Source organism: Vibrio sp. 10N.237.312.B06 (assembly GCF_041464685.1).
Classification (GTDB): Bacteria; Pseudomonadota; Gammaproteobacteria; order Enterobacterales; family Vibrionaceae; genus Vibrio; species Vibrio tasmaniensis_A.
Genome location: NZ_JBFSPI010000047.1, coordinates 15,860 through 38,613, shown reverse-complemented (window position 1 = coordinate 38,613; position 22,754 = coordinate 15,860). Strand labels below are relative to the sequence as shown.

The window sequence follows — 22,754 nt, the reverse complement described above, 5'->3', positions numbered from 1 at the left end:
CCATCTGTAGGATCGTTCAACTGATCAGGAAAATGCTTAAATGATCAGTGTTAACTTATGAGCAGGTATGTAGCGGACAAACTGGCCATACCGAAGTCGTTCGTGTCATTTTTGATAGCGAACAAACATCTCTCGCTCAAGTACTTGAAACCTTTTGGGAGCGTCATGACCCAACTCAAGGGATGCGCCAAGGCAACGATTTAGGGACTCAATACCGTTCTGCGATATACACCTTCAGCGAAGAACAACAGACTATCGCTGAGCACTCTAAACGTGAATACCAACGAGCAATGACTGAATCATTGGGCAACGAAATCACAACGGAAGTTCTGCCTGCTGGAAAATATTTTTTCGCAGAAACCTACCACCAGCAATACCTAGCTAAAAATCCGAATGGTTATTGTGGATTGGGTGGAACAGGTGTGTGCTTCCCTCCGCAATAATGAGTGTTAGGCATACAAACTAGAACAACATCCATTAAAAAAGGGCTTCCGCTAGGAAGCCCTTTTTCATTGGAAATCTATTTGACGAAATGCAAATCTATAACAGTCAGTTACACCGGCAGCGCAGCAATGGTGCCGTTAACTTCTTTAAAAATCGTTAGCTTTTGTTTGTCTGAAACTTCAGGAAGAAGCACCTTGCCTTGGTCGAAGCGAAACTCTCCGATACCCTCTATAGCAAACTGGCCTTTGAACAGGACTTTAACGAAACGCGCCACCTGATGTGGACGGTAAGTAGAAAATTTTCTTAACATAATACAACCTCAATTCCATTTGAGTACTACAGCCACGTACCTGAACACCAACGTATTCAAAGCACATTAAATCGCTAATTCCTTTAGCAAACAGCAAGATAATCTATTGTTCATCTCGATATTGATGCATTATACCTTTTGGTAACAAGCCTGCAACTTATTTCTACACCGTACGATAAAAAAGTTAAAGAGGCATTTTTCAAATTTCATATTATACTTCCAGAGCAAACCAATAAGCGGAACAAAAATATAATGAAAAACAAAACTCTACTGGCTTTTTTAGCCGCAGCCTCTCCACTTTTCGCCAATGCTCATAATCTATCAGTCGGTGCAACTCTGCCTGCTGTCGATGTTAGCAACTATGGTGAAATCGTACTAAACGACGGAAATACTGGATATCAAGCTTGGGCAACCAATGATCTTCTAGGTAAAGTTCGCGTCGTTCAAGCTATTGCTGGCCGTAGCAGCTCGAAAGAGCTCAACGCACAACTGATGGCAGCAATTACAGCATCGAAATTCGCAGAAGACAGCTACCAAACCACTACCATCATCAACCAAGATGATGCGATTTGGGGAACTGGGTCTTTTGTTAAATCGTCAGCAGAAAGTAGCAAAGAAGAATTTCCATGGTCTTCTATGGTGCTAGATGAAGACGGAACCGTAGCGTCATCATGGGCTTTAAAAGAAGAGAGCTCAGCGATTATCGTTCAAGACAAGCAAGGTAAAATATTGTTTGTTAAAGAAGGGGCATTAAACGACTCAGAAGTCACTCAAGTTATTGAGTTGATTAAAGCGAGCCTTTAATAAGACATTCGCGTCTTTTTCGAGACCTGACCAAAGGATATTGTTATATTATAACAGTATCCTTTTTTAATTCTGTGGTTAATCATCCTGATGTGGAAAAACACACCTAATAATGTGAAACGTAAAACAGGCTTCTTGCTTGGGCTGATGCTCATGTTGAGCGTGTTAGCAGCGACACATATTGTAGATATCGACCCACATCATCACTCTTCACATCACTGTGAGCTGTTTTCGATAAATCAGTTCATAACGGCGCATTCACTTCCACAGATCCCAGAGTTCCATTCGGAATTTACTGTCTCTATCACAGAGTCAGTCATTTCGTTACAGCGCCTGTATTTCGCTTATTTAGCACGTTCACCTCCTGTAAAGATTTCTTAATTACCACTACTTTTTAATTAACCTTTATTCAGGAAAAAAACATGAAACCTACTATTCTAGCCGTTGTTATCGGTATGACTGTCTCTACTAATGTTCTAGCTAACGAAGAATTCCGCTCTCACGAAGCACACGTGCACGGTAAAGTTGAGGTGAACATCGCTCAAGATGGGCAAGAACTACTTGTTGAAGTAACAGCTCCCGGCGCTGATGTGGTTGGCTTTGAACATGCTCCAGAAACTGCTGAGCAAAAGAAAGTATTTGAACAAGCGATTGCGCAATTAAACAAGCCAGATGAGCTATTTGGTTTCAAAAATGCAAGCTGTACTCTGAAGTTCAAGTCGGTGACGAACACCTTGGAAGGCGATCATGATGACCATGACCACGCTGAACACGCTGAACACGCTGAACACGCTGAACACGACCATGATGACCACAAAGGCCATGACCACGCTGAACACGATCATGACGACCACAAAGGCCATGACCATGCTGAACACGATCATGACGACCACAAAGGCCATGACCATGCTGAACACGACCATGACGACCACAACGGTCATGATCACGCAGAACACGACCATGATGACCACAAAGGCCATGACCATGCTGAACACGATCATGATGACCATGAAGGCCATGACCATTCAGAAGGTGGGCACGGCGAATTCACTGTCGAGTACCATTACCAATGTTCAGATATTGCGAAGCTAGATACCGTGAGCACTCAATGGTTCTCTAAGTTCAGCAACACAAAATCAATGACGGTAAACCTTCTAACTGACAGCGCTCAAATTCAAGAAGTGCTTAACGCAGATCGTATTAGTTTTCGATTCTAATCCGTATTAGATTGAATTAAACGTAGATACGCAGCCAAGTAAGTAGTCACTTACTTGGTTGTGCAAATCGGTGTGTTCTGGGAATTTATTTTTCTAGTAGCTGTCCAGTAAATACACCGCTTTAATCATTGGAGCTAATATGTCTTTTGACAGTTCATCACTTGTGGTCAAACTCGAAAATATCAGCTTTCGTTGGAAGCCTGAATTACCCCCAACGCTAGAGATCCCCTCACTGCATATCCAAGCCCAAGAGCACCTTTTCATCAAAGGGCCTAGTGGTTGTGGAAAGTCAACATTGCTAGGGTTACTGACCGGAATCAACCAAGCTGAACAAGGTGAAGTTTCAATCCTTGGCCAAGACCTCACACAGCTAACACCTCGTCAGAGGGACAAGTTCAGAGCCGATCATATTGGCTATATATTCCAACAATTTAATCTGCTTCCTTACTTGTCAGTGATCGACAATGTGACGCTTCCTTGCCAGTTTTCTAAGATTCGTAAGCAGCAAGTCACTGAAAGTCAGAACAGCCTGCAAGCAACCGCTCAAGAGTTGTTGCTCAGATTAAAGCTACCTCAAGCTCTAATGGACAAGCCTGTTACCGAGTTGAGCATTGGTCAACAACAACGTGTTGCTGCCGCTCGCGCTTTGATCGGCCGACCGAAAATCATTATTGCCGACGAGCCAACCTCGGCTTTGGATCATGACAACCGAGAAGCCTTCATCGAATTGTTACTAGAGCAAGCAAATCAAGCCGGGTCTACTCTGATATTTGTCAGTCACGATCCAACATTAGAAAAGCTGTTCACTCGAACCATAGATTTAAAAACCGTTAACCAAGCTAAGGTTGTCGTATGAAAGTAATTACTCACTTAGCCCTAAAAAGCGTACTCAACCGTAAAGCCACCGCTATTCTGACGATTCTCACCGTGGCAGTATCAGTGATTCTATTACTCGGTGTTGAACGTGTAAGAACCGAAGCAAAGAGCAGTTTTGCCAATACGATTTCAGGTACCGACCTTATTGTTGGTGGCCGCTCTGGTCAGGTAAACCTACTGCTTTATTCGGTATTTAGGATTGGTAATGCAACCAACAACATCGACTGGAAAAGCTATGAAGAATTTAGCCAGCACAACGCAGTAAAGTGGGCGATCCCAATCTCATTGGGTGATTCACATAAAGGCTTCCGCGTAATGGGCACGAACCATAGCTACTTCGAGAATTATCGCTATGGAAGTAAGCAACCACTTACTTTTCAACAAGGCAAAGAGTTCAATCAGCTATTTGATGTTGTGATTGGTGCCGATGTCGCGAAGAAGTTAGATTACAAGATTGGTGATCACATCATTCTGGCGCACGGTATCAGTGATGTCGCCTTCAGTCGCCACGACAACCTGCCCTTCACCATTGTCGGAATACTCGCGCCAACCGGCACACCAGTAGATAAAACGGTGCATGTTTCGTTAGAGGCCATTGAAGCGATTCACGTTGGTTGGGAATCGGGGGCCAACCTAGGCCACACACCGAATGCTGAAGCGCTAAAGCAACGTGACTTCCAACCAAAGCAGATTACCGCGATGATGGTTGGCCTTAAATCGAAGATCCAAACCTTTGCACTGCAACGAGAAATCAATAACTACCGCCAAGAACCTTTGAGCGCCATTATGCCAGGTATTGCGCTTCACGAATTGTGGGGAATGATGGCCGTAGCAGAGCAAGCACTACTGATTGTTTCAGGGTTTGTTGTAATCGCGGGACTGTTAGGGATGCTGAGTAGTCTACTCACTAGCTTGCAAGAAAGACGTCGAGAGATGGCCATTCTGCGCGCGATGGGAGCAAGGCCTCGTCATGTGTTCGGTTTACTGATCAGTGAAGCAAGTGCCCTAACCTTCCTCGGTATCACATTGGGTGTTGCCGTGTTGTTTGCGCTAATCGCAGTAGTTGCTCCTATTGTGCAACAAAGTTATGGTATCAACATATCGATATCCGCAATCACACCTCATGAGTGGAAACTGCTTATGTTGGTGCAAGTTGCCGGAATCATTATTGGCTTTATTCCCGCTTTCAGAGCTTACCGTCAGTCATTGTCTGATGGCATGACTATTCGAATCTAAAATAGGAACCTATGATGCAACGCAAATTCCTACTGATACTTGGGTTACTTATGTTCCCATTTATCAGCACAGCTCACGCTGAAACCACTCAGACTGACGAATCGGTATTAACACTCGATTGGATTGACTTGATTCCAGAGTCAGAGCGAGCACAACTCGACTCATTTGGCATGCCGATGGTTAACCACGACAGTATGGACAAACCTCAACAATCGACACTTGGCGCTGTTCGCCCAGAGCTGAATGGCAGCACAGTCAAGATTCCTGGCTTTGTGATTCCATTGGAAGGCGATGAGAACATGATCACTGAGTTTCTGTTAGTACCGTACTTTGGCGCATGTATCCACGTACCGCCACCGCCGCCGAACCAAATCATCTACGTGAAGTTCCCTAAAGGTGCACCAATACAGCAGCTATGGGATGTGATTTATTTAGTAGGTACACTAAAAACCGAGTCAATAAGCCACGACTTAGCTCAAACCGGTTATCTTATTGAAGGTACTGCGATTGAAGAATATGACGACATGTAGTCATTAGAAGGGTGGCTCAAGGATGAGCTGCCGTCACTGAACGAGTGAGATCATTCAATAACAGTTTAATAACGATAATTTTATTCTAAATTATGAGATGTAATTAGATAAGTACGCTAGAACAGCGACATAAGTAGCGAGTAATAACCCTATACTAAGCTGTTTCTTCAGCTTGTTATCATTGACTTGATTCATAACTCCTCCTTGAGAATTACAACAAATTTAACATTTTATTATCATTAGCAAAAGTAAAATTTTGTTGAAACCTTCAACTCTGCACGCAAAATCTAGCCACCAATAAGATAAAGAGTTACATTTTAGACAGTTAAGTCGTTTCCTTAGGGTACTCTTATGTCAGAAACCAAACAGCCAGTGATCATTGAGCATGCTAGCGATACACAGCAAAAGCATGAGAAAAAGCCTCATATTGCCGACAGTGCAAGCAGAATGCGGCACATCGCACAAAGCTTCGGCCTAGATTCCTTAATCAGTCATAGTGCAAAGCCAAACGATAAAGCTGAGAGTACGCTTATCGAACGGGCACTATTACGAGAGAAAAAACGTAGAGAACTTCGCCAAAAGAACCTAGAACAGATTCTAAAGTTGGCACACTCTTCATGTAAGGATGAAGCGGCTGGAGACCCTGATCAGGACTGGCTATACCGTTTCTTCGATATGGCACAAGAGATCCACAATACATCGATGCAGAGGCTATGGGCTCAAGTACTGAAACGAGAAGTCACCAACCCAGGCTCGACGTCGATGAAAGCGCTGCAGATCTTAAAAGACATGACACCAAAAGAAGCGCTCACCCTGCAAAGAGCAGCGTCACTTGGTTGTAGCTTTGGTAGTGATAACAGCAGAAAACTGTTACTCGGCTTTAAATCCCATGCTGGAATCTTCAGCTTTGGTAAAAGGGACACCACCAACACCATCAATCTTGGTGGACACAACCTTCCCTACTCTAGCTTGCTCCACTTGATTGAACTCGGGATTATTCTGGGCACAGAATTAGAATCTGGAGAGATTGATTTCGATCCAGCTCTGCACTTAACTTATCAAGGTAAGGGCATGTCACTGGCACCATTATCTAAAGGGGTGAAGCTGATTTACTACCGATTCAGTCCAACAGGCAATGAGCTTTGCAACTTACTTGGCAACAAGCCTAACACGCAGTATTACGACCAACTGATTGCGCTATTGAGCCAAAAATTTACGGTTCAAACAGAAGTTAAAAGCAGTGTGAACTACACCGTCTAGACAATCGATACTGTAAAAAATAGACGGTGTACGCTGTGAAGAGTATTGATAAGAGTAAAGAGAATCTAGAGGATAGGGTTCTTGTCTCGGAAAACCAAGGCTGCACTATTTATCCGCCGTGAATAATCAGATAAATAGGAGACTAGCCTTAGTCATACCAGCGAGCTCAATTGGATAAAATATTACGCTTCTCTAAAGCATCAATACACAATTCGACCAGTTCATCGAGTGTCTTTTCGCCCGCGGGTAGATCTATCTCAGGGCTCTGAGGCGCTTCGTACACTGAGCTAATACCTGTGAAGTTCGGGATTTCTCCCGCTCGTGCTTTCTTATACAGGCCTTTCGGGTCACGCTGCTCACACACCTCAAGTGGTGTGTTCACAAACACCTCAAGAAACTCACCTTCCGGTAATAAGTCACGTACCAACTGTCTCTCCGCTTGATGTGGAGAGATAAACGCTGACAACACGATCAAACCCGCATCCGCCATCAATTTAGCGAGCTCACCAATACGACGAATATTCTCTCGACGGTCTTGCTCTGAAAAGCCAAGGTCGCTACATAACCCATGACGGACATTGTCGCCATCCAATAAGTAAGTATGGTAACCAAGCTGTGCCAAACGGTTTTCTAATGCTCCAGCAACTGTCGATTTCCCAGAACCAGATAATCCAGTGAACCAGAGCACAGCTGGTTTCTGTGATTTCAGATCCGCACGAAATGTTTTATCAATCGAGTGTTGATGCCACACAACATTCTCATCTTTTGGTTTGAGTACTGCGGTCATAATTAGTCCTTTAAATAAACAGCATTAAAATGGGAAAAAGTAAGGAATCAGGGTCAGCACCAAGCCCGAATAGACAATCGAGATTGGGATGCCGATACGTAGATAATCCGTGAGATGATAATTACCTACGCTATAAACAAGTAAATTAGTTTGGTAGCCGTATGGCGAAATAAAACTGGCACTGGCACCAAATAGAACCGCCATAATGAATGGCATAGGGTCAACGCCATAGCCGATAGCCATGCTATAGCCGATTGGGAAAGAGAGTGCTGCGGCCGCATTATTGGTAACAAGTTCTGTCAGAACCAAGGTCATAAAATAGGTCGCGACTAACGCACCAAACACGCCCCAGCCATTAAAGGCTTCCATAAACATCAGCCCCATACGCTCAGACAGCCCAGATGAAATCATCAGTTGAGCAATAGACAGAGCGGAGCCAACGATCACCACAATATCAACCGGAAAACGGCGACGGAGTTCACCCAGTTGCACCACACCAAAGGCCACCAGCAACAGTAAGAAACCAGCCAGCCCTTTGATAATCGGCACGACTTCAGCAAGGGCTAGACCAATCACACTGGCAAAACCGAGCAATACAAACGTCGATTTATCCGCATCAAGCTTGGCACTCGAGTCCAAGTCATTCATCAACACAAACTCTTTGTTGTGTTGCTGGCGTTGTTCTTCAAAGCGTTTGCCGGGAACCAAAATCAAGGTATCACCAGCGGTCAATGTGATATTCCCTAGCCCACCTTCAAGGCGCTCATGGCCACGACGAATAGCAACTACAACTGCATCGAAACGGTCTCTAAACTGGCTTGTTTTGAGGGTTTTATTACAGAAGCTTGCCGACGAACTCACCACCACTTCAACAAAGCTCTGGCCGTTAAGGTGATGCTGGCCAAACAGGGTCAACCCTTGAATTTCTTGTAGTGTCGCTACGCTTTCAACGTCGCCACAAAACAGCAACCGGTCACGGGCTTGAAGAATAAAATCAGGGTCAATCGAAGCCGTGGTCTTACCGTCGCGAATCACTTCGGCTAAGAACAATTTTCTCAAAGCTCTGAGATTATTTTCGCTAACACTGCGGCCAACTAACGGTGAGCCAGGTTCAACTCGCGCCTCTAGAAAGTAAGGCAGATCGTCCTGCGACCCATCATCGTAGCTTGGTAAGAAGTAACTCAGAGGGATAAGAATCAAAACACCACCCACCAAGACCGCTAAACCGATCAAGGTTGGTGTGAAAAAGTTTAAGCTTGGCAATCCCGCATCTTCAACAAAACTATTGATGATCAAATTGGTTGAAGTGCCGATCAATGTCAGCGTTCCACCTAAAATGGCAGCGTAAGACAAAGGGATAAGTAACTTAGATGGCGCGTGCTGCTGATTGCGTTTGATAGCTCCGATCAAAGAGACAACCACCGCCGTATTATTGGTAAAAGAAGAAAGTAGCGCTGTGGAAATACCCAACTTCGCAACCACGGTACCTAGCCTACCTTCAGAGATATTGCGGCTAACCCAGCTGATTAAGCGAGTTTTCTCCAACGCACTTGATGCGAGGATCAAAAGAATTAAAGTCAGTAACGAGGAGTTAGTGAAGTTATTGGCTAGGCTCGACAAGTCGATCATACCTGCCATAAAAGCAATAAACGCCGCGCCAGCAAAGATAAAGCTTGGCTTAATACGGGTAACGAGCAGGCAAGTAATGATGCCGAGCAAAATCGCTAATACAAATCCTTGTTGCCACATATACCCGTCCTTTATGGCGGAAACAATCGGTTTCCGCCTGATTCAATAAGCTGTTACTTAGTCGTTTATGACTTCAGTAATTGGCTTAGATCTTTGGCATCCCAATGAGGGAAGTGCTTGCGTACCAATGCGTTGAACTCAAGTTCAAATGCAGAGAAGTTACCGACTTTCTGTTCAACAGAGTCCAAACGGTCTCGAATCAAACCAGCACCAACCGTCACATTAGTCAAGCGGTCGATAACAATGAAACCACCGGTGTCCGCACTCTCACGGTATTTATCCAGCGCGACGGTCTCGTTCAATGACCATTCACACAAACCAATACCATTCAGTGGCAACTCATCAACAGCGTGAGTCGACAGGTTGTTGATATCATATTGATGACGAACCGTTTCAACCTGACCGACGGTTTTCTTGCCTGCGATTTTGATGTCGTAAGCTTTACCCGGTTGCAGTGGTTGTTCTGTCATCCACACGATGTCTGCCAATACATGGTTGGTTGATTCAATCTGTGCATTTTCTAGCACAATCAAATCACCACGGCTGATATCGATTTCATCTTCAAGAGTCAGTGTTACCGCCAAACCCGCTTGTGCTGATTCAAGTTCACCATCAAAGGTCACAATGCTTGCCACCTTAGAAGTTTTACCTGAAGGCAACGCCTTGATTTCATCACCCACGCTGACACGACCAGAAGCCACGGTGCCAGCAAAGCCACGGAAATCTAAGTTAGGACGATTGACATACTGCACAGGGAAACGGAATTCGCCCGCAGAGCGTTTTTGGTCAATGTCGACGTTCTCTAACACTTCTAATAGAGACGGACCTTCGAACCATGCAAGCTCTTTGCTTGGCGCAGCAACGTTAATACCTTCAAGTGCCGAAACTGGCAGAATCTGAATATTAGTTTCGCCCTCTAGGTTTTCAGCAAACTCTAGGTACTGATCGCGAATCTCCTCAAAACGATCTTGCGAGTACTCGACGAGATCCATTTTGTTGACGGCGACGATGAAATGCTTCAAACCAAGCAGGTTAGAAATAAACGAGTGACGACGTGTTTGATCCAGTACACCCTTACGAGCATCAATCAAGATCACTGCCAGATCACACGTTGAAGCGCCTGTTGCCATGTTGCGCGTGTACTGCTCATGCCCTGGGGTATCAGCAATAATGAATTTACGCTTTTGAGTCGAGAAGTAACGATAAGCCACATCGATCGTAATCCCTTGCTCACGCTCAGCTTGCAAGCCATCAACAAGCAGTGCTAAATCAGGTTTCTCACCTGTGGTACCCACTCTTTGGCTATCAGAGTGAACCGCCGCTAGCTGATCTTCATAAATCTGTTTTGTATCATGGAGCAAGCGACCGATTAACGTACTTTTACCGTCATCTACCGAGCCACAAGTTAAAAATCTAAGCATAGATTTATGCTGATGCTGACTTAGATAACCTTCAATCCCTAGTTCAGCCAATTCGGCTTCTACTGCACTATTCATTTTTCTTTCCTTAGATTCTTAGAAATAACCTTGGCGCTTTTTCAGCTCCATAGAGCCCGACTGATCATGGTCAATCGCTCGACCTTGACGCTCACTGGACGTTGCCACCAGCATCTCTTCAATAATGCCTGTTAGCGTATTCGCCTCAGATTCAACGGCTCCGGTTAGTGGGTAACAGCCCAAAGTACGGAAGCGAACGCTTTTCTCTTCAATCACTTCACCTTCTTGCAGTTCCATACGGTCATCATCAACCATGATCAGCATGCCATCACGCTCAACCACAGGACGTTTATCAGATAGGTAAAGCGGAACAATATCGATGCTCTCTAGGTAGATGTATTGCCAGATATCAAGCTCAGTCCAGTTAGATAGTGGGAAGACACGAATGCTTTCGCCCTTATTAACCTGACCGTTGTAGGTGTGCCAAAGCTCTGGACGCTGGTTTTTTGGATCCCATGTATGGTTCTTATCGCGGAAAGAATAAACACGCTCTTTTGCTCGAGATTTTTCTTCATCACGACGCGCACCACCAAAAGCGGCATCGAACCCGTACTTGTTTAACGCCTGCTTAAGGCCTTGAGTTTTCATGATGTCTGTATGCTTAGAAGAGCCATGTACGAATGGGCTACACCCCATCTCAATACCTTCTGGGTTCTTATGTACTAAAAGGTCGAAGCCGTACTTTTTAGCCGTACGATCACGAAACTCAATCATCTCGCGGAATTTCCAATCCGTATCTACATGCAATAGTGGGAATGGAATCTTGCCTGGATAAAACGCTTTGCGAGCTAAATGAAGCATCACAGAAGAATCTTTACCGATGGAATACATCATCACTGGGTTATCAAACTCAGCAGCAACTTCACGGATAATATGAATACTTTCCGCTTCAAGCTGTTTTAGGTGGGTTAAACGTTCTTGGTCCATTTCAGTGCTTCCTTTAAGGCTCGCAGTACGAGCAATTCATTACTTGGTCTTGCCAAGCAAGGGATTTAACTCATCCACTTGAGTGAATGGGAGTATTGGCACTAGAAGAAAACAGAAGCTTCGTTTTGAGCTATCCTTGCTATTCATCTGCCTGATACGTCCTTGATATAGGCATTATGACGAGCCTCTCATATTACTGGAAATTCTAAAATTTCATTTTTTATTCGAAAAGCTGATAAGGGATGAGATTCATCGATAAATAGGTGAAATGAATGGGCTAATATTATCGATATCAGTTGCGCATCGATTGAGCAGCTTTGGGAGGCGCCTTGCAGAACACTATAAAGTAATCGATCTAAGTCACGAATTAACATTCGTTGTAATCATTGTTTCATTCCATTTTGTTACATTACGCAACGAATTTTCTACTAATCCACTTTGGAGCTCCAAAATGAAAGTTGCAATGAAACCTTTGTCATTGGCTGTACTTGCTGGTCTTGGTCTGACTTTAGCAGGCTGCACAACAACACCAGATACCGATGAAGTGATTAAATTACGTGTCGTAGAAACGACGGATATCCATACCAACCTAATGGATTACGACTACTACAAAGACAAGCCGTCGAAAAAAATCGGCTTAGCACGTACTGCAACTCTAGTAAAAGAAGCTCAAAGCGAAGTAACCAACAGCGTATTAGTTGATAACGGTGACTTGCTGCAAGGTAGCCCAATGGGTGACTACATGGCAGACAAAGGCATCGAGGCTGGCGAAGTTCACCCTGCATATAAAGCAATGAACCAACTAAGCTACGACGCTGCAAACCTAGGTAACCACGAATTCAACTACGGTCTTGAGTTCCTAGAAGAATCTATTAACGACGCTGATTTCCCGTACATCAGTGCTAACGTTTACGACGCAGAAACCAAAGAACACTACTTCACGCCATACATCATCAAGACGCACACCTTTGAAGATACTGCTGGCGTAGAACATGAAGTAAAAGTGGGTTACATCGGTTTTGTTCCACCACAAATCATGACGTGGGATAAGAAGAACCTTGAAGGCAAAGTGATCGCTCGCGATATCATTGAGACAGCTAACGAGTTAGTGCCTCAAATGAAAGCGGAAGGCGCTGAAGTAATCGTTGCTATCCCTCACTCAGGCGTATCAACTGACCCGTACAAAAATGGCGAAGAGAACTCAACGTTCTACCTATCTGAAGTAGACGGCATTGATGCAATCGCATTTGGTCACTCTCACGCAGTATTCCCAGGAAAAGGTTTTGATGACATTCAAGGCATCAACAACGAAACGGGCACAATGAACGGCGTTGCGGCTGTAATGCCAGGCCGCTGGGGTAGCCACGTTGGTGTTATGGATCTAACACTTGCACAAAAAGACGGTAAGTGGGAAGTTGTTAAAGGCCAATCAGAAGCACGCCCTATCTACGACAAGATCGAGAAGAAATCTCTTGCTGCCGCTGATGAGGGCATCGTAACAGCACTAGAAAAAGACCACGCAGGTACTCGTGAGTTTGTTAACCAACCTATTGGTAAAGCAGACGATGTGATGTACAGCTTCTTATCTCTAGTACAAGACGATCCAACAGTTCAAATCGTGAACCTTGCACAGAAAGATTACGTTGAACAGTTCATCCAAGGCGACCCAGATCTAGATGGTACGCCAGTACTTTCAGCAGCTGCACCATTCAAAGCCGGTGGCCGTAAGAATGACCCAGCAAACTTCACTGAAGTTGAATCTGGCCAACTGACATTCCGTAACGCAGCTGACTTGTACCTTTACCCGAACACGCTAGTCGCGATGAAGGTAACAGGCCACGAAGTAAAAGAGTGGCTTGAGTGTTCTGCTGGTCAGTTCAACCAAGTGGATGTTAACTCAACAGCACCACAACAGTTGATCGAGTGGGATAACTTCCGTACTTACAACTTCGATGTTATCGACGGTGTTGATTACCAAATCGACGTAACTCAACCTGCAAAATACGATGCAAACTGTAAAGTCGTTAACCCTGACTCACAACGTATTGTTGGCCTAACTTACCAAGGTAAGCCAATCGACATGAAGCAAGACTTCCTGATCGCAACCAACAACTACCGTGCATACAGTGCTAAGTTCCCAGGTACAGGTGAAGACTTCATCGCATTTGATGCACCAGATGAAAACCGTACTGTTCTTGCGAACTACATCTCTCGCGTAAGCAAAGAGCAAGGTCAAGTTAGCCCAACGGCTGATAACAACTGGTCATTTGCGCCAATCAAAACGGATAACAAACTAGATATCCGCTTTGAAACTTCGCCAAGCGACAAAGCGGCAGAGTTCATCAAAGAAAAGGGTCAATACCCGATGAAACGTGTTGCGACTGACGATGTTGGTTTTGCTGTTTACCAGATTGACCTAACTAAATAGATTACCCAGTAATCCATAGTTAACGTTCTGAAAGGCTGAGTTTAACGACTCAGCCTTTTTCTTTTGTTATTTATAAATCGAATCCACTGCCCTACTTTTCTCACCGTAAACACCCTCTAATTCAACCCCCAAACAGCACGACTCAAACCGTCAATCGATTTAAGTTCCCTACAAAAAAACACTAATCAGCTGTAAGTTTTTCTCTGCTCCTCCTGTCTATTTAATTTACTACACTCAATGAATGGCCAATAAGCCATTCATCTATAGGATAGATAAGGGTATTTGATGAGCACCGTCGAGAGTATTCAAGCATGGTTAAATACAGGAGAAGAATCGCTGCTATGGCTGATGCTTGGCATTATCGCGCTTTCTTACTTGCTTGAAGATCTGGCGATTGTTACAGCGGCAGGTTTAGCAACTCAAGGACTCATGCTTCCTCAATATGCGTTACTTGCCATTTTCATCGGCATTGCCACAGGTGATCTCGGCCTCTATTACCTAGGTAAATCAGGACGTTATTTCCGAGGCGTTCGTTACAAAGCCCTCACCAACCGATACTTTCGTGCACTTCGCACTAAATTACGTCAAAACGCTTTCAGCAGTCTTTTTGTCATCCGCTTTATTCCCGGGCTTCGTACCGTCGGTTTTACCTTAAGTGGCTTTTTCGCAATCCCACTGCCTACTTTCTTGTTTGCCGTTATTAGTGCCACTGCGATCTGGACTGGCATTGTCTTCTCTGCCATCTACTATTTAGGGACATCAGCGTGGCTGCAAGCCTCTGAATATCAATGGATCATCATCCCGTGTGCCATCGCTTTGCTGTTTATCGGCAATCGATTAATGAATAGAACCTACTCTAGAGGATTATCATGAGTTCACCGCAAGATATTCGCATCATTCCAGCACATCAAATCAATGCAGGCATGCCCTTACTTGAAAAAGATACCGTGCGCAGTGTCTCTCCTTATGAGTTTCTTCCAACTTGGTTCTTCTACACGCCAGTGGTGATTCAAAGCCTGATGCAAGGGTTACGGCACTTTGACTGGGCGCTGCCGCTCATCGCCAACCCGAGTATTAAATTAAGCGGCATGGTAGGCGAATCAAAACACGAGATACTGAGCCTTGCCGGATCATCGAGTCAGCGTTGGATCTCTCCGTTTATCACCTTAACCAAAACGGATCTTAGCAGTAAGAAACAAGCCGAAGATGCGCGCAGCGCACTCATACAGTCGGATCTCGATTTCCCGATTGTGGCCAAACCGGATCTTGGCTGTCGAGGTGTTGGCGTTAAGCTGATCAACACACAAGATCAACTTGAGCAGTATGTTGAGTCTTTCCCAAATAATGCTCGCTTTCTATTGCAAGAAAAGGCGCCTTATCAAGCCGAAGCGGGTGTTTTCTATGTTCGCTACCCAAATAAAAAGCAAGGCGAGATCATCTCGATCACACTCAAATACGCACCAATGGTGGTGGGCGATGGCAGCTCGACACTCAAACAGTTAATTGAAAATAGCCCGCGTGCTGGGCAGCTTAGTCACCTGTATCTACCGAGACATGAAGATAAATTGGATCAAGTGCTCGCAGAGGGCGAAGAGTTTCAACTCGCGTTTGCAGGTAGCCATAGCCGTGGCTGTATCTTCCGAGACGGCAACCAATACATCACTCAGGCTTTAACCGAACGCTTAGATGAGATATTCGACGACTTCGATGGCTTTCACTTTGGACGACTCGACGTCAAATTCAAGGACATGAACAGCCTAATGAACGGCGAGGACTTCACCATCCTTGAGGTCAATGGCGCAAGCAGTGAGGCCGGGCACATCTGGGATCGCAACACACCGCTGCGAGAGATATTTTCGACGCTACTCCTGCAATACCGAATTCTCTTTGATATTGGCGCTCAACAGAAACAAAGAGGCCACCAGCCTCCTTCTTTTAAGAGCTTATTTAACGCGTGGCAAGAAGAGCGACGTCTTGTTCAACAATATCCGACCACCGATTAACTTTGTACGAGGATCATGAATGAACCCCATAGCCCAACCGAGCGCCCTCACTTCTTTCTCTCCTAGTATCAAAGGAGCGGTAGAGATATTGAATCAGGGTTTAGAGTTTTTGTTAGCCATATCTGACAGCGACTATCTGACACGAGCAAAGCCGCACGTCACAAGTTCTATTGGTGAGCATACTCGTCACACGCTCGATCTTTTTCACGCTTTGATTTTAAAAGAGAATGCGACCGTTGATTACAACACTCGTCGTCGTGGTCACCCCGTCGAATTCGACAGGTCGATTGCGTTGAAAGAGATCCATTACGTGATCAACTGGCTTGAACGATTAGACCGCAGAGATCTCGAAGCGCCTATCATGATCCAAACCGAAGTTTCGATGGATACACAAGTATTCGCCAGCCTGCCTTCTACGCTAGAAAGAGAAGTCACCTTTGCTGCGCTACACGCCAATCATCATTACGCGATGATCAAGGTGATCACGACCTTTCTTGATGTCGAAACATGCAACACCTTTGGTTATGCCCCAACCACCAGCAGCTATTTGAGGGAGCAATAATCATGTGTTCAGTATCTTGGCTGCTTGAAGACAATGGCTATCAGGTCTTTTTTAATCGTGATGAGCAAAAGACACGGGCACTGGCGATGCCACCTAAACAATATCGAGTTAACGGCGTCGATATCATCATGCCACTCGACCCAACCGGCGGTGGTAGCTGGATCAGTATCAATGAGTTCGGGCTTTCGTTATGCCTACTCAATAACTATCAAGGCATCGTACCTGTTGGACCTTTGGTCAGCCGTGGTTTGTTACTCAAGAACCTATCATCGAGTCGTAATATCAGTCAGCTCTCTGAAGCATTTCATAAGCTCGACCTGCACTCTTTTGCCCCATTTACCTTGCTGGCTTTTGCGCCGAACTTAACTCAACACCATGGTTTGGTTATCGCCTATATGTGGGATGGCATTCAACAAAAAATAGTCGAAACCGATTCTCCGCTGTTTTCATCCGGTGTTGATTTAGAGCGAGTACAAGCCTACCGACAAGCAAAATACGATCAGCTTATGGCAACGGGTAAGAATCAACAGAACTTACTTCAGTTTCACTCTCACCATCACAGCGAACAACCTCATTTAGCGACCTGTATGCATCGTGAAGACGCGCACACCGTGAGCTTTACACATTTACGCAATGTACACGGCCAAGCCTCGATGTTTTACGCACCCGGCTCGCCTTGTGAACCCATTAAACCATGCCAGATAAATCAACAGCGTTTTACCTTCGATTTATCACCAGCAATCAATCTATAGATGGAGTCCATCATGAGAAAACTATTAACCATGGTCATGCTACTTGTTAGCCCATATGTCTTTGCCGCCGATGAAATCTACACAGGGTTCTTTAGCAGTAAGGCGCTCGATGGCTACGACACTGTGGCTTATTTCACTTCAGGTAAACCTATTGAAGGCAGTAAAAAATTCAGCACCGAGTACAAAGGCGCGGACTGGTATTTCTCTTCTGAAAAGAATCTGACTTTATTTGTTAATAATCCTGAAAAATATGCCCCTCAATATGGTGGTTATTGCGCTTGGGCTGTTTCAGCAAAAAGTGATTTTGCACCCGGAGACCCGAATCAATGGACGATTGTTGATAACAAGCTTTACCTCAACTACGACCAAGAGATTAAACAGCGTTGGGAACAAGACCGAGCACAACATATTCAAAAAGCCGACACCATTTGGCCGCAACTGATCAAATAAGGGAATAACCATGACATTCACTCCAGCTAAACATATCCCTGCGGCATTTATTGCGTTTGTGTTCATTCAGTCGCTATTTTTTAAGTTCACCGGCTCATACGAAACTGAGCATATCTTTGGCACCTTGGCGACATGGTCGGGCTTAAGTTGGTTCGGTTCATTTGGCGGCTACTTAATTGGGTTTGCTGAATTGATTGCGGCCATTTTGCTGTTTACTCGTTGGCATGGCCTGGGTGCCATCATGAGCGTAGGGATCATGAGTGGCGCGATTTTCTTCCATCTGTTTACGCCGCTCGGTATTCAAATGCCTGAGTTTAATGCAGCGGGTGAAATTGTTGGTTATGACGGTGGATTACTGTTTGGTATGGCATGCCTAGTGTGGTTGTGCGGTGCATTTTTAAGTGTGAAAGATTTCAAGAATCAAGACGGTTTCCTAAACAACTTTAGTCAATAAGGTAGCTTCATTATGATTGATAGTCCTTTTCGTTTACCACGTTACACGCCTTTTGGTTTAGGTGAGTCTGTTGTCGAGTGGGCAACTGGGCTATCTAAGCTAGATAAACTCTATCAAGATAGACCTGATGAGTTATCTAGCTTTGAATTCATGCATCACACCCTATCGGCTTTGAATATTGACTATTCTGTTTCCGCAGGCGCCACTGATAATATCCCAGAGGAAGGGCCTGTAGTCATTGTGGCTAACCACCCGCTTGGCGCGATTGAAGGTGTGATCCTTGCTGATCTCGTAGGATCGGTAAGAAAGGATGTGAAGGTGCTGGCGAATGAGCTACTCAAGCGACTGCCTGAACTGGATGATCTTTTCATCGGAGTCGATGTCTTTAATAGTAAAGAGTCGAAACGAACCAACGCCAAAGCCATTCGAGATGCCAATCGTCATTTGGCAGACGGTGGGTTGTTGATTGTGTTCCCTGCTGGCGAAGTATCGAGTTACCGTAAAGGGGCAAAAACACTGACAGACATCGAATGGAGCAAATCGGTTGCCAAGTTCGTCAAGCGTCACCAAGCCACCACTGTGCCTATCTTTATAAATGGTAAAAACAGCGAGCTTTTCTACCAAGCCGGACGAGTTCATCCACTGCTAAGAACGGCTTTACTTGGGCGTGAGCTTCTTAATAAACGAGCGACTACCATCTCTATCTCTATTGGCTCTTCGATCCCATACTCAGAGATAAAGTCGTTTGAACAAGAGATGGATATCGTCAACTATCTGCGACTTAATACCTATCTGATGAGTCAACAAGATAGCCCTAGCACGCCAATCCATGCGCCCTCTTTTGACACTCAGGTTATTGCGCCGATTCCATCAGAGGTACTCTCTATAGAAGTCGCGTCACTTCCTCAAGAAATGAGATTACTTGAACAGGGCGATTTTGAGGTGTATTGCACGCCGAGCCAGTCGATCCCCAATTTAATGCGCGAGATTGGTCGAGTAAGAGAAGAAAGCTTTAGAGAGGTCGGCGAAGGCAGCGGGCTTGCCTGTGATTTAGATGAGTATGACCTTTACTACCATCAACTGTTTGTGTGGAACAAAGCAAAGGCTGAATTAGTCGGCGCATATCGACTAGGTATGGTCGACAAGTTAATCGCAGAGCATGGGCTTGATCAACTCTACTCTCGAAGTCTGTTTAACTACAATCAAGAATTCATCGATACCTTAGACAACAGTATCGAGCTTGGGCGTTCTGTAGTGAGCAAGCCTTATCAAAAGAGCCTTAACTCACTGTTACTATTATGGAAAGGCATCGCGGCCTTCGTGTATCGTCATCCTCAATACACTCACCTATTCGGCCCAGTCAGTATCAGTAATGATTACAGTCATAATGCTCGCCTGTTGATTGCGACGACCTTATCGATACATCATTATGACGAAGAAAAAGCAAATCTGGTTTCTCCTTCTTCACCACTCAATACCAGTAATCATGTGTTCTGGCAAAATCATCTGTTATCGTCATTGGCAAGTGTTCCTCTGCTCTCTAAAGTGTTAGCACGTATGGAGCAAGGAAAAGGCCTACCAGTACTACTGCGCCAGTATCTAGGGATGAACGGTAAGTTGGTGTGCTTTAACGTCGACCCATCATTTAATGATGCTCTGGATGGCTTGATTGTGGTTAACCTTAAGAAAGTACCACTGAAAACTCTTGGTAAATACATGGGTAGAGAACTTGCTCAAGATTATCTAGCACAGCACGCTCGACGCTGATTTAGCCCGCTCTGTACCTAAACTCAAATAAGTGCGATGATTTCGACACTTATTTGGGTTAGGTTATTTCCATGCACACCTCTTTTATCGAACAACTACAAAGCTTCGACTTCTCTGAAAGTCAGATTGAATCTCTATTAGCCGTCGCGAAACCACTTGAGCTACCAACCAGACACATCCTGATCAATCAAGGTGAAATGGCGAGTTCAATCTACTTTGTACTTGAAGGCTTGTGCCACGCTTGTTATCTCACTGATGACGGCAAGCAATACAGCAAAGAGTTCTACTGGGAACAAGATTGGATCATCGGCTTTGAGAGTCTGATAAAAAACCAAGCGTCCCCTTACCTATTAGAAACGCTCACACCAATTACTATGTTAGAACTGCCAATGAACGCAGTTATCGAGTGGCGCGCATCAAACAACCCTTTGTATTTAAAGTTATTAGAAACTCAGCTGATGCATAAGGAAAACAAAGAACGCTTTATGCTGCTCTATACTCCAGAGCAACGCTATCAACTTTTCTGCGAACATTATCCCGACCTTGAACAGCGCTTGAACGACAATCAAATTGCTGCTTACCTCGGTATAACCGCGATCAGCCTGAGCAGAATCAAAGGTCGAATTAACAATAGTTAATGCCAACAATCATCGCACATAGTACATTCAGAGCATCGATAACCTCTGGATGTAAACATGATCACTTGGCACTCAACTCCCTTCTCTGAACTTTCAACACAACAGCTTTATCAACTACTTAAATTACGAGTAGATGTGTTCGTCGTTGAACAAAATTGCCCTTATCCAGAACTCGACGGTAAAGATACACTCGCGGGTGTTGAACATTTGCTTGGCTATGCTGATGCAGAGCTAGTGGCGTGTGCACGCTTGTTACCACCAGGAACTTCTTACGACAACACGAGCATCGGCCGAGTGGCGACTAAGCAATCGGCAAGAGGTGATGGTTTAGGCCATCAATTGATAAAAGAAGCGTTAACACGCTGTGAGGCTCTTTGGCCGAGCACAACTATCGATATTGGTGCACAACAACACCTAGAAAACTTCTATGCGAGCCACGGCTTCAAAACGATCTCTGAAATGTACTTGGAAGACGATATACCACACATTGATATGAGATTAGAGAAGTAATGTCGAATATCACTGTCGGTATCCTATTGCTGATTGCAGGTAACTTGTTTGCCTCGCTTTCCGACGTAGCGGTAAAACTGTTGAATGGCGAAGTGCCACCTCTTCAATATATTTTTTTCCGACAGTTGATATCTCTGCTCATCATCACCCCTTTGTGGCTACAGCAGAAAAAGGAACAACGACGCTTACAGCAAGCCAAAGTGACCATCATACGCGGACAGCTAATACTAATTGGCAGTGGATGTATGGTTGTCGCGATTACCCACTTATCTTTGGCTACCGCCAACGCTGTATTTTATGTCGCGCCCTTATTGATGCTGCCTCTATCTATGTTTCTACTGAAAGAGCAACCAGCACTTGGCAAGGTCATCGCCACCACTATCGGTTTTATTGGTGCATTGATTGTCTTGAGGCCATCGCAATTTCATTGGGCTGCATTGTTTGCATTAGGCACAGCTCTGACGCTCGCACTGTTCAATGTATTGGTAAGAAAGCTTCCGAGTGAGCAAACGGTGATCACTACGCTGTGGTGGACAACGTTATTCTCTATTCCAGCATCATTGGTACTGTGCTTCCTATACTGGCAACCGGTATCGGTGGAGCATTTGGGATACATAGCACTCAGTGCAACGTTAATCTTGAGTTACAACGGCCTTGCGGTTGCTGCCTACCAAAAAGCACACTCTAGCCAAATTGCCTTGGCTGAGTATTCAGGACTGGTGTTTGTCGCGTTAATAGGTGCAATATGGTTTGATGAGATACCAGATACGTTAACCTTTATCGGTATTATGCTCATCATCTTGCCACTCGCCCCTTTCAAGCGACCAAAAAAAAGAGCTAATGCTTAGCTCTTTTCTATCGTTTATATGTGTCTGGTGAAGTGCTTTAACTCAGGTTCACTATTCATCTATTTACTGCGACCAAAGCCACCATCTGATAACCGGAAAAACATCACCGAAGTATTGCCTTTCTCAAGCTGAAGAATGTCTAGTTGCCCAGTCTCGGCTAGTTTGAATCGAACCAGCTGGCCTTTACGAATCTGGCTAAGCGGCTTGTCTGCACCTTCAATACGAACCAAAGCGTTAAGATCAGACAGCGGTAGATCATTATTTCGGAACACTTGAGCTAACGTATCTCCTTGCTTAACAAGATACTCTTGCCAACTGGTTGGCTCAGAAGAATTACTTTTAGCATTTTTCTGCTCGCTTAAGCCAACAGTATTTATCTCAAGCTCAACACGAGATGTTGCTGGTGCGTTGTCTACTTTAGGCTCTGGTAGCGGTGCAAACAATAAGATTAATATGATCGGCGAAATCACCATCAATAATTTCTGGTGTAATTTCGGCAATGATCCCCAAGTTTGCACTGATGAGGTTTTCATTTTCTTTAGATCGATCGAGCTTAGTTTCTCTTTGACCTGATTCAGTCGGTCCTTGAACTCTGCTAAGTGGTCTACTTTCTGTTTTTTCTTTTGACGACGATTCATGCCACTGCGTCCTATACATTGAATAACTACAGTATAAAAACCAAAGTACCAACAGTATAGATCTTTCC

Annotated in this window: 24 protein-coding genes and 1 pseudogene; 19 read left to right on the top strand and 6 right to left on the bottom strand. The window is 44.7% G+C overall.

What is annotated here, in order from left to right; all coding sequences use genetic code 11:
* Positions 1-53: 53 nt before the first annotated feature.
* Positions 54-443 (top strand): annotated as a pseudogene (msrA, locus tag AB6C75_RS14000) (peptide-methionine (S)-S-oxide reductase MsrA); the annotation flags it as partial.
* A gap of 110 nt (positions 444-553) precedes the next feature.
* Here msrA and AB6C75_RS13995 read toward each other — a convergent pair.
* Positions 554-754, bottom strand: coding sequence for a DUF1107 family protein (locus AB6C75_RS13995; RefSeq protein ID WP_004735283.1), 201 nt, complete (start codon positions 752-754; stop codon positions 554-556).
* Positions 755-1,006: 252 nt separating this feature from the next.
* Between AB6C75_RS13995 and AB6C75_RS13990 the strand changes: the two genes are divergently transcribed.
* The 7 genes from AB6C75_RS13990 to AB6C75_RS13960 all read left to right on the top strand — a co-directional run bounded on the left by AB6C75_RS13990 (position 1,007) and on the right by AB6C75_RS13960 (position 6,677).
* Complete coding sequence (locus AB6C75_RS13990) at positions 1,007-1,558, top strand: YtfJ family protein (RefSeq protein WP_009847759.1); 552 nt, start codon at positions 1,007-1,009, stop codon at positions 1,556-1,558.
* Between the two features lie 90 nt (positions 1,559-1,648).
* Entirely contained in the window at positions 1,649-1,939 is a 291-nt protein-coding gene (locus AB6C75_RS13985; protein WP_372108000.1) for a DUF2607 family protein, read from the top strand.
* Positions 1,940-1,980: 41 nt separating this feature from the next.
* Positions 1,981-2,775: a DUF2796 domain-containing protein gene (locus tag AB6C75_RS13980; protein ID WP_372107999.1), complete on the top strand. Its 795-nt coding sequence runs from the start codon at positions 1,981-1,983 to the stop codon at positions 2,773-2,775.
* A gap of 139 nt (positions 2,776-2,914) precedes the next feature.
* Complete coding sequence (locus AB6C75_RS13975) at positions 2,915-3,631, top strand: ABC transporter ATP-binding protein (protein ID WP_017100021.1); 717 nt, start codon at positions 2,915-2,917, stop codon at positions 3,629-3,631.
* Complete coding sequence (locus tag AB6C75_RS13970; protein WP_004735278.1) at positions 3,628-4,887, top strand: ABC transporter permease; 1,260 nt, start codon at positions 3,628-3,630, stop codon at positions 4,885-4,887. Before AB6C75_RS13975 ends, AB6C75_RS13970 begins: the two co-directional genes overlap by 4 nt.
* Positions 4,888-4,901: 14 nt before the next feature.
* Complete coding sequence (locus AB6C75_RS13965) at positions 4,902-5,417, top strand: DUF3299 domain-containing protein (RefSeq protein WP_004735277.1); 516 nt, start codon at positions 4,902-4,904, stop codon at positions 5,415-5,417.
* Positions 5,418-5,768: 351 nt separating this feature from the next.
* The gene (locus tag AB6C75_RS13960; RefSeq protein WP_012604888.1) at positions 5,769-6,677 is read left to right on the top strand and encodes a TIGR03899 family protein; all 909 of its coding nucleotides are present in this window, start codon (positions 5,769-5,771) and stop codon (positions 6,675-6,677) included.
* A gap of 166 nt (positions 6,678-6,843) precedes the next feature.
* Here the strand turns inward: AB6C75_RS13960 and cysC are convergent, their stop codons facing one another.
* From cysC to cysD, 4 genes are all read right to left on the bottom strand, one after another.
* The gene (gene cysC, locus AB6C75_RS13955) at positions 6,844-7,464 is read right to left on the bottom strand and encodes an adenylyl-sulfate kinase (RefSeq protein ID WP_371703698.1); all 621 of its coding nucleotides are present in this window, start codon (positions 7,462-7,464) and stop codon (positions 6,844-6,846) included.
* Positions 7,465-7,488: 24 nt separating this feature from the next.
* On the bottom strand, positions 7,489-9,213 hold the full coding sequence (locus AB6C75_RS13950; protein WP_009847766.1) for an SLC13 family permease: 1,725 nt from the start codon (positions 9,211-9,213) through the stop codon (positions 7,489-7,491).
* Between the two features lie 65 nt (positions 9,214-9,278).
* Positions 9,279-10,709, bottom strand: a complete 1,431-nt coding sequence (cysN, locus tag AB6C75_RS13945) for a sulfate adenylyltransferase subunit CysN (RefSeq protein WP_372107998.1) — start codon at positions 10,707-10,709, stop codon at positions 9,279-9,281.
* A gap of 18 nt (positions 10,710-10,727) precedes the next feature.
* Positions 10,728-11,672: a sulfate adenylyltransferase subunit CysD gene (cysD, locus tag AB6C75_RS13940; protein ID WP_226974827.1), complete on the bottom strand. Its 945-nt coding sequence runs from the start codon at positions 11,670-11,672 to the stop codon at positions 10,728-10,730.
* 415 nt (positions 11,673-12,087) lie between these two features.
* Between cysD and AB6C75_RS13935 the strand changes: the two genes are divergently transcribed.
* The 11 genes from AB6C75_RS13935 to AB6C75_RS13885 all read left to right on the top strand — a co-directional run bounded on the left by AB6C75_RS13935 (position 12,088) and on the right by AB6C75_RS13885 (position 22,048).
* The gene (locus AB6C75_RS13935; protein WP_372107997.1) at positions 12,088-14,064 is read left to right on the top strand and encodes a bifunctional 2',3'-cyclic-nucleotide 2'-phosphodiesterase/3'-nucleotidase; all 1,977 of its coding nucleotides are present in this window, start codon (positions 12,088-12,090) and stop codon (positions 14,062-14,064) included.
* Between the two features lie 285 nt (positions 14,065-14,349).
* Positions 14,350-14,937: a DedA family protein gene (locus tag AB6C75_RS13930; protein WP_076669184.1), complete on the top strand. Its 588-nt coding sequence runs from the start codon at positions 14,350-14,352 to the stop codon at positions 14,935-14,937.
* Positions 14,934-16,067: a D-alanine--D-alanine ligase gene (locus AB6C75_RS13925; protein WP_371703692.1), complete on the top strand. Its 1,134-nt coding sequence runs from the start codon at positions 14,934-14,936 to the stop codon at positions 16,065-16,067. Before AB6C75_RS13930 ends, AB6C75_RS13925 begins: the two co-directional genes overlap by 4 nt.
* Before the next feature lie 19 nt (positions 16,068-16,086).
* Positions 16,087-16,629, top strand: coding sequence for a DinB family protein (locus tag AB6C75_RS13920; RefSeq protein ID WP_017078811.1), 543 nt, complete (start codon positions 16,087-16,089; stop codon positions 16,627-16,629).
* 2 nt (positions 16,630-16,631) lie between these two features.
* Positions 16,632-17,381, top strand: coding sequence for an NRDE family protein (locus AB6C75_RS13915; protein ID WP_372087117.1), 750 nt, complete (start codon positions 16,632-16,634; stop codon positions 17,379-17,381).
* Positions 17,382-17,393: 12 nt separating this feature from the next.
* Positions 17,394-17,831, top strand: coding sequence for a YHS domain-containing (seleno)protein (locus AB6C75_RS13910; RefSeq protein WP_012604897.1), 438 nt, complete (start codon positions 17,394-17,396; stop codon positions 17,829-17,831).
* 10 nt (positions 17,832-17,841) lie between these two features.
* Positions 17,842-18,285: a hypothetical protein gene (locus tag AB6C75_RS13905; RefSeq protein WP_017096575.1), complete on the top strand. Its 444-nt coding sequence runs from the start codon at positions 17,842-17,844 to the stop codon at positions 18,283-18,285.
* A 12-nt stretch (positions 18,286-18,297) separates the two neighbouring features.
* The gene (locus tag AB6C75_RS13900; RefSeq protein ID WP_281053301.1) at positions 18,298-20,052 is read left to right on the top strand and encodes a lysophospholipid acyltransferase family protein; all 1,755 of its coding nucleotides are present in this window, start codon (positions 18,298-18,300) and stop codon (positions 20,050-20,052) included.
* A 71-nt stretch (positions 20,053-20,123) separates the two neighbouring features.
* Positions 20,124-20,690, top strand: a complete 567-nt coding sequence (locus AB6C75_RS13895; protein ID WP_017067547.1) for a Crp/Fnr family transcriptional regulator — start codon at positions 20,124-20,126, stop codon at positions 20,688-20,690.
* Positions 20,691-20,747: 57 nt separating this feature from the next.
* Complete coding sequence (locus tag AB6C75_RS13890) at positions 20,748-21,200, top strand: GNAT family N-acetyltransferase (RefSeq protein WP_372087115.1); 453 nt, start codon at positions 20,748-20,750, stop codon at positions 21,198-21,200.
* Positions 21,200-22,048: a DMT family transporter gene (locus AB6C75_RS13885; RefSeq protein ID WP_012604900.1), complete on the top strand. Its 849-nt coding sequence runs from the start codon at positions 21,200-21,202 to the stop codon at positions 22,046-22,048. Before AB6C75_RS13890 ends, AB6C75_RS13885 begins: the two co-directional genes overlap by 1 nt.
* 59 nt (positions 22,049-22,107) lie before the next feature.
* On the opposite strand, the gene AB6C75_RS13880 is transcribed toward AB6C75_RS13885, so the two are convergent.
* Positions 22,108-22,686 carry a LysM-like peptidoglycan-binding domain-containing protein gene (locus AB6C75_RS13880; protein ID WP_041472926.1) on the bottom strand — a complete coding sequence of 193 codons (579 nt, stop codon included), beginning with the start codon at positions 22,684-22,686 and terminating at the stop codon, positions 22,108-22,110.
* Positions 22,687-22,754: the final 68 nt, after the last annotated feature.